Source organism: Alteromonas gracilis, assembly GCF_002993325.1.
Classification (GTDB): Bacteria; Pseudomonadota; Gammaproteobacteria; order Enterobacterales; family Alteromonadaceae; genus Alteromonas; species Alteromonas gracilis.
On sequence record NZ_PVNO01000004.1, the window covers coordinates 1 to 7051 of the forward strand.

At 43.5% G+C, this 7051-nt stretch carries 5 protein-coding genes, 4 tRNA genes and 1 rRNA gene; all 10 read left to right on the forward strand.

What is annotated here, in order from left to right; all coding sequences use genetic code 11:
• Positions 1 to 5 precede the first annotated feature (5 nt).
• The 10 genes from rrf to tuf all read left to right on the forward strand — a co-directional run bounded on the left by rrf (position 6) and on the right by tuf (position 6779).
• Positions 6 to 121 (forward strand): 5S ribosomal RNA (rrf, locus tag C6Y39_RS02670).
• A gap of 343 nt (positions 122 to 464) precedes the next feature.
• Entirely contained in the window at positions 465 to 2027 is a 1563-nt protein-coding gene (locus C6Y39_RS02675; RefSeq protein ID WP_105929795.1) for a methyl-accepting chemotaxis protein, read from the forward strand.
• Between the two features lie 115 nt (positions 2028 to 2142).
• Positions 2143 to 3177, forward strand: a complete 1035-nt coding sequence (gene murB, locus C6Y39_RS02680) for a UDP-N-acetylmuramate dehydrogenase (RefSeq protein WP_105929796.1) — start codon at positions 2143 to 2145, stop codon at positions 3175 to 3177.
• Positions 3174 to 4160, forward strand: a complete 987-nt coding sequence (gene birA / locus C6Y39_RS02685; RefSeq protein WP_105929797.1) for a bifunctional biotin--[acetyl-CoA-carboxylase] ligase/biotin operon repressor BirA — start codon at positions 3174 to 3176, stop codon at positions 4158 to 4160. The genes murB and birA overlap by 4 nt, the downstream gene beginning before the upstream one ends.
• A gap of 139 nt (positions 4161 to 4299) precedes the next feature.
• Positions 4300 to 5046 carry a type III pantothenate kinase gene (locus tag C6Y39_RS02690; RefSeq protein ID WP_105929798.1) on the forward strand — a complete coding sequence of 249 codons (747 nt, stop codon included), beginning with the start codon at positions 4300 to 4302 and terminating at the stop codon, positions 5044 to 5046.
• A gap of 121 nt (positions 5047 to 5167) precedes the next feature.
• Positions 5168 to 5243, forward strand: a tRNA-Thr gene (locus C6Y39_RS02695).
• A gap of 7 nt (positions 5244 to 5250) precedes the next feature.
• Positions 5251 to 5335, forward strand: a tRNA-Tyr gene (locus C6Y39_RS02700).
• A gap of 33 nt (positions 5336 to 5368) precedes the next feature.
• Positions 5369 to 5443 (forward strand) — tRNA-Gly (locus C6Y39_RS02705).
• Between the two features lie 7 nt (positions 5444 to 5450).
• Positions 5451 to 5526: transfer RNA gene (locus C6Y39_RS02710), tRNA-Thr, on the forward strand.
• Between the two features lie 68 nt (positions 5527 to 5594).
• On the forward strand, positions 5595 to 6779 hold the full coding sequence (tuf, locus tag C6Y39_RS02715; RefSeq protein WP_105929799.1) for an elongation factor Tu: 1185 nt from the start codon (positions 5595 to 5597) through the stop codon (positions 6777 to 6779).
• Positions 6780 to 7051: the final 272 nt, after the last annotated feature.

A 7051-nucleotide genomic window follows, 5' to 3' on the forward strand; every position in this document is an offset into this window, starting at 1 on the left:
TTTTTCCTGGCAGCCATAGCGATACGGTACCACCTGACTCCATTCCGAACTCAGAAGTGAAACGTATTAGCGCCGATGGTAGTGTGGGGTCTCCCCATGTGAGAGTAGGACACTGCCAGGTCCCATTAAGAAAAACCCGCCTAACGGCGGGTTTTTTGCTTTCTGCAGCAGAAAAAAATGGGGTCAGAGTACATTAATTCCCCGTCCATGCGCCAGCTAACATCAAAATGGGGTCAGAGTACTTTATTTCATTAGCTGCCACTGCATTACTCTTGTAAACGTCAACTTTCTTTGCGTCTTATTGGCAACGTAGAAATGTACTCTGACCCCAATATTCAAAGTAATACACTCTGCTCCCATTATTTGGATTGGAGTAAATAAAGTTCTACTACCAACTGCTTATAGAAATTAGATCGAGATCAGACTACATTTGAAAGATGTTAAAGCAATGTTAAGTGCGTTTGATGAAGTATTTATTGATAGCGGCTATCGCTGGGTTAAGCAGTTTGGCGGCACATTGGGTCACTGATAATAATTGGATAGCTTCTGGCATTACTTTTGTCGGCGCTTTGGTAGGGGCGTTTTTTGTTCATAGCGTGTCTGATAGAAAGGAAATAGAAAATGACAGCGCATCAATAAAGTTAGATGTTACCAATCATAAAAATAACGATGCTACGAAGGTGAGTCATGCCGTAAGTAATATTGCTATAGGCGGCGCCTCTATTTCGTTTTTCCTCGAACAACTATCAAAAGCTTTCAATGAACAGGTCGCAAGCATTGGTGAGATGAGCGGGCGACTCCAGCACTTAGAAACTTCATCAAGCTCGTTAGATGAACTTGCAAAGAATGCCTATGCGTCAATGAGTGAGTCTGACGAAAAAACACAATTAGGTAGCTCGTCTTTAAAAGAAGTGTTGAAGCAGCAACAGCGGCTCGTAAAGAATATAAATGCGTCCTCAGAAGCATTAACTATTTTAAAAAGTAGGGCTGAGGGTATCAGTACTATTACGAATACAATTAATCAGTTGGCCGATCAAACAAATATGCTGGCGTTAAATGCCGCTATTGAAGCGGCAAGAGCGGGTGAACAGGGAAGAGGATTCGCCGTTGTTGCGGATGAGGTAAGAGAATTAGCAAAAAAAACAACGGATGCTACATCAGGAATTGAAAGCTTGTTGAAAGATATGAATACGAGCAGTCAAGCCGCGGTCGAGACAATGCAAACTGTGCTTAATTCTAGTGACGATATGAATGTGCAGTTACAAGAAAGTGAAAATGCCATTTCTCATTCAAGCTCATTATCTACGCAAGCTCGTGAGTCAATGGGCGCTATGCAAGGTATGGTAGAGAGTAATACTGAACACAGTGCAGGTATCAGTGCCAATATATTACAGCTACATAGCACAACAGAAAATCTAGAGCGAGATCTCAATGATGTAGCAACACGAGCGCTTACATTGAGCAGCCAAGCAGAAGATATATTCAGACTGTTAGAGAGTTTCGATGTAAATGACAGGAATAGTGAAGTAAGGGATATCGCGATATCAACAGCAGAAAAAATAGGTAAGCGCTTCGAACAAGCAATAGCAAACGGTGAGATATCTGAGTCACAATTGTTTAGTTTTGATTATACACCGATGCCAAACACCAACCCCGAGAAGCACACTACTCCTTTTGATAGTTTTACTGATAAGGCGCTTCCGGAACTGCAGGAGCCCATTTTAGATAATCACAGCTATATTATTTACGCTGGAGCAGTAGATAAGAATGGCTATTTTCCTACCCACAATAAAAAGTTTAGCCAGCCCCTTACCGGTGATTACGAGACCGACTTAGCGAATAATCGCACGAAACGTATATTTAGCGATAAAACGGGTAGTCGTTGTGGTAGTAATACCTCTACTTTTTTACTCCAGACATATAAACGGGATACCGGCGAGATAATGCACGATCTATCAGCGCCTATTTATGTTAAAGGTAAGCACTGGGGCGGGTTTCGTATCGGCTATAAAGCCGAAGAGCAGTAGCGCCAGCAAGAGCCGAAGGTTGCATACCATGCAACCACTTATTTGCGTGTTTACACTTTTATTTAGTGCTTGGTTACCCTACCATTAGCGAATTGTTCGCAGTTCGTAAAATTATATGCCTTCATTACAAAGCTATAGCACTTTTGGTCTCTCTGCATCCTGTGATTCAATTGAGCTATTCACCGATGTTTCATCTTTTTTATCTATATACAATTCAATCAAAAATCGAACTGATAACGCCATCTATATTCTTGGAGGCGGAAGCAACTCCATTTTTACCAATGACTTTGACGGAACGGTATTGGTTAACGAAATTAAAGGTATTAGCCATTTCGATACAGAGAGTCATCACTTCTTAAGAGTTGGCGCTGGCGAGAACTGGCATGACTTCGTGACTTTGTGTATGAACGAGAAGTGGTATGGGTTTGAGAACTTAGCATTAATACCTGGTTCGGTTGGCGCTTGCCCTATTCAGAATATTGGCGCCTACGGAGTAGAGGTAAATACACTAATTGAAAAAGTGGAGTGTGTATTCCTTAAGACCGGCGAACAAGTTGTGCTGAGTAATGAGGACTGTCAATTTGGCTATAGAGACAGTGTGATTAAACACGAACTCGCGAACAAAGTGCTGATCACTCATGTAAACTTTAAACTGCCCAAGCACTACGAACTTGAAACTAGCTATGGTGAATTAGCCGCGCTTTCTGAGCCAACCCCAGAAAAGATATATAGTAAGGTAATAGAAATTAGAAAGAGCAAACTTCCCGACCCAGCCGAGCTTGGCAATGCAGGGAGTTTTTTTAAAAACCCAGTTGTTTCACAAGCCGTGTATCAAGGGATTGCGCAAGAATACGATTCAGTACCCCATTTTGTGGTGAGCGGAAGTACTGAATTGTCATCAATTGAAAACGAACAAATAAAAATACCGGCTGCTTGGCTTATCGACCAAGCCGGTTTTAAAGGCAAGACTTTAAATAAAGTACGATGCCACCCTACACAGCCATTGGTGCTTACTAATTTAGGTGGAGCCACCGGAAGCGACGTTATCACCATGGCAAAAGATATCATAGCAAGCGTACATGAAAAGTTTGGCATACAGCTTGAGCCAGAAGTGCGCTTATTAGGAAACAAAGGACTTATTTCGCTATGAGACAAGCATCAAAAGCTATAAGAAAACATATACTGGCTTTGTTGTCTGACGGCCAGTTTCACTCTGGTGAAACTATTGCACAGCAAGTGGGTCTGTCACGTACTGCTGTAGCAGGCCATATTTCCCAACTTGCCGATTGGGGATTAGATGTATTTAAAGTAAAAGGTAAAGGTTACCGTTTAGAACGAGGTTTTCCATTGTTAAGCGCCGACAGTATCAAGCGACATTTAGGCAATACAAAACGAGCGGTAATTGACGTTGAGTCAGTGTTGCCGTCTACCAATACGGAAATGAAGAAGCGTATTGCGAGTAAACGAGAAGATCTTGAAAACGGCGATGTGGTTTTTGCTGAAATTCAAACCGATGGAAGAGGGCGACATGGCCGTTCATGGTTAGCACCGGTAGGCGGTAGCTTAACTTTCTCTATGTATTGGTCTTTTCCAGACGGTTATCAGAGCATGGCTGGGCTTTCTTTGTTAGTTGGGCTAGCGGTTTGCGATGCGCTGAAGGAATTTGGCGTAGAAGATGCCGAGTTAAAGTGGCCCAATGACATTTATTTGCAAGGTAAAAAGCTCGCGGGCGTACTTATTGAGGTAGAAGGACAGATTGGGGCCACCGCTCACAGTGTTATCGGCATAGGCTTAAATGTTTGTGTTCCCGATAACCAATACGATGTGGGTCAGCCTCATAGCGATCTCGCTTCATATTTAGGCACTATCCCAGATAGAAATGCACTAGCTGCAGAAATCATTAAATCCCTGTGGTCTTATTTGCCTAAATTTACCCAGCAGGGCTTCGGGCCATTTACTGCATATTGGGAAGCGCTCGACTTATATGCCGATAAACGTATTGTTTTACAAATGGGCGAGAAGCGTTTTTCCGGTATTAATAGAGGCGTGGACGCAAGCGGCGCACTACTGGTTGAGACCCAAGATGGAATTACGCGATTCCACGGTGGTGAAGTTAGCCTAAGGGGCAACTAACGCTCTATTTCACGGCTAAGTTACGAAGTGTCAGAAAATATTTTGTTGTAAAAGTACTTCGTATTTCGCCTCTGTGATTTTTTAAAAAGTATTTTAACCGTTCGTTTTACGCAATTCTTTGCTATCGAAATCAAAAACTATGAACAACATTGAAGAAAACCACGTCATCTTGGTGGATATAGGTAACACCCGAATAAAATATTCACTGCTTTGTGACGCCGAAGAAGAGCCAAGTGCATGTGAAGATGCCATTTCTCTTTTCTCTTTTATCGATTCTCAAGAAAAAATCTCTCATTTATACGTTGCCTCAGTAAGAAATCAGGAACTGGTTGATGAAATTTCCACCATGTGTAATGAGAGAAATATAATTTTTGTAGAAAAGCACACAGAGAAAGAAGCCTTCGGGATAAAAAATAGTTACGACAATGTTCAAAAAATGGGCGTTGATAGATGGCTTGCTATGATCTGTGCTGCAGAAAAATCAAAAAAAGCATTTTTTGTTATGGATGTGGGTACGGCAATCACGGTGGATTTTGTGGTAGATGGTCAACATTTAGGCGGTTGGATCGTACCTGGTTTTCAAGTTATGCGTAATGCATTGGTCGCTTCAACTAAAAAAGTGTTCGCGAATGATGAAATTCCGACCACCTTTGGAGTGGGGACCGATACAGAAGATTGTGTGGCAAGTGGGTGTCATGCAGCCCTTTATGGTGTTTATTTGAGCGCCATTGATTACATATCAAGCAAACAAACCGAATTTGACATAATTTTAGGGGGTGGAGACAAAAAAGTGTTTGCATTCTTAAAATCTGCTGATAACATGCGCCTCGCTCATTTGGTGATGCAGGGTCTTGCCCGCTACGCTCGAAGTGAACTTCTAAAGTGAACAACGACGTAAGTTTTTGATTAGTTGAAAAATTGGTCAAAAAAGAAAATTGAAAAATTTTCAAAAAGACACTTGCACAGAGTCAAACAATACTCTAGAATGCGCACCCACTTGATGTAGTGCCGACTTAGCTCAGTTGGTAGAGCAACTGACTTGTAATCAGTAGGTCGCCAGTTCGATTCCGGCAGTCGGCACCATCAATCTGGAGGGGTACCCAAGCGGTCAACGGGAGCAGACTGTAAATCTGCCGGCTCAGCCTTCGCAGGTTCGAATCCTGCCCCCTCCACCACTTTCTCTATGAGGTGGCCAGAGAATTAGGATTGCGGGCATCGTATAATGGCTATTACCTCAGCCTTCCAAGCTGATGATGCGGGTTCGATTCCCGCTGCCCGCTCCAAATCAGTGCTGATATAGCTCAGTTGGTAGAGCGCACCCTTGGTAAGGGTGAGGTCGGCAGTTCAAATCTGCCTATCAGCACCAGTTTATTTCTCCCCAGCTCATGTAAAAAACTCTAAATTTTTTAATGTAACTTTGCTGGGATAATAGAAATGGCAAAAGAAAAGTTTGAACGTACGAAACCCCATGTAAACGTGGGTACAATCGGCCACGTTGACCACGGTAAAACTACCCTAACTGCAGCTATCACTACAGTTCTTTCTAAAACTTACGGCGGTTCTGCTCAGGCTTTCGATCAAATCGATAACGCGCCTGAAGAGAAAGCTCGTGGTATCACCATTTCTACTTCACACGTAGAATATGACACTCCTACTCGTCACTACGCGCACGTAGACTGCCCAGGACACGCTGATTACGTTAAAAACATGATCACTGGTGCTGCTCAGATGGACGGTGGTATCCTAGTAGTAGCTGCGACTGATGGCCCTATGCCACAGACTCGTGAGCACATCCTACTTGGTCGTCAGGTTGGTATTCCTTACATCATCGTATTCATGAACAAGTGTGACATGGTTGATGATGAAGAACTTCTAGAGCTAGTAGAAATGGAAGTTCGTGAACTTCTTAACGAATACGAATTCCCAGGTGATGACCTACCAGTTATCCAAGGTTCAGCGCTTAAAGCGCTTGAAGGCGACCCAGAGTGGGAAAAGAAAATTCTTGAGCTTGGTGAAGCGCTTGATTCATACATCCCAGAGCCAGAGCGTGCAATCGACAAGCCGTTCATCCTTCCAATCGAAGACGTATTCTCAATCTCAGGCCGTGGTACTGTTGTAACTGGTCGTGTTGAGCAAGGTATCGTTAAAGTTGGTGAAGAAGTAGAAATCGTAGGTATCAAAGATACGACTAAGACGACTTGTACTGGTGTTGAGATGTTCCGTAAGCTTCTTGACGAAGGCCGTGCGGGTGAGAACGTTGGTGTTCTTCTACGTGGTACTAAGCGTGATGAAGTTGAACGTGGTCAAGTACTAGCTAAGCCTGGTTCAATCACGCCACACGTTAACTTCGAAGCAGAAGTATACGTACTATCTAAAGATGAAGGTGGCCGTCATACTCCATTCTTCAAAGGCTACCGTCCACAGTTCTACTTCCGTACAACTGACGTAACTGGTGCTGTAGAGCTTCCAGAAGGCGTAGAAATGGTAATGCCTGGTGACAACCTTAAATTCAAAGTTGAGCTAATTGCTCCGATCGCGATGGAAGAAGGTCTTCGTTTCGCAATCCGTGAAGGTGGTCGTACAGTAGGTGCTGGTGTTGTATCTAAGATCCTAGACTAATCTAGACTTAGCAACACAAGCCAAAAAAGCGCACTTAGGTGCGCTTTTTTTATGCCTGCGATTTTTAGGTCGGGAGTGAAGCCCCATCAAAAACACGCCGTGAAGCCATCCATGGCGGCTTCGCAGCAGCGTCCCTGCTGCTGAGAGTTTTTGATGGGGCTTTACTCCCTCCTTGCTTGGCATAGCAAAAAGCTTGGGGAGGAAGGGAGTAATACGCCGTGAGCACATTTCACCTTTTATGTAAAAGCTCCGACACCGCATACGTGCGGCGT

Coding starts and splice junctions, on each gene's coding strand:
- C6Y39_RS02675 (WP_105929795.1), top strand. CDS start 465: ATGAAGTATTTATTGATAGCGGCTATCGCTGGGTTAAGCAGTTTGGCG.
- murB (WP_105929796.1), top strand. CDS start 2,143: ATGCCTTCATTACAAAGCTATAGCACTTTTGGTCTCTCTGCATCCTGT.
- birA (WP_105929797.1), top strand. CDS start 3,174: ATGAGACAAGCATCAAAAGCTATAAGAAAACATATACTGGCTTTGTTG.
- C6Y39_RS02690 (WP_105929798.1), top strand. CDS start 4,300: ATGAACAACATTGAAGAAAACCACGTCATCTTGGTGGATATAGGTAAC.
- tuf (WP_105929799.1), top strand. CDS start 5,595: ATGGCAAAAGAAAAGTTTGAACGTACGAAACCCCATGTAAACGTGGGT.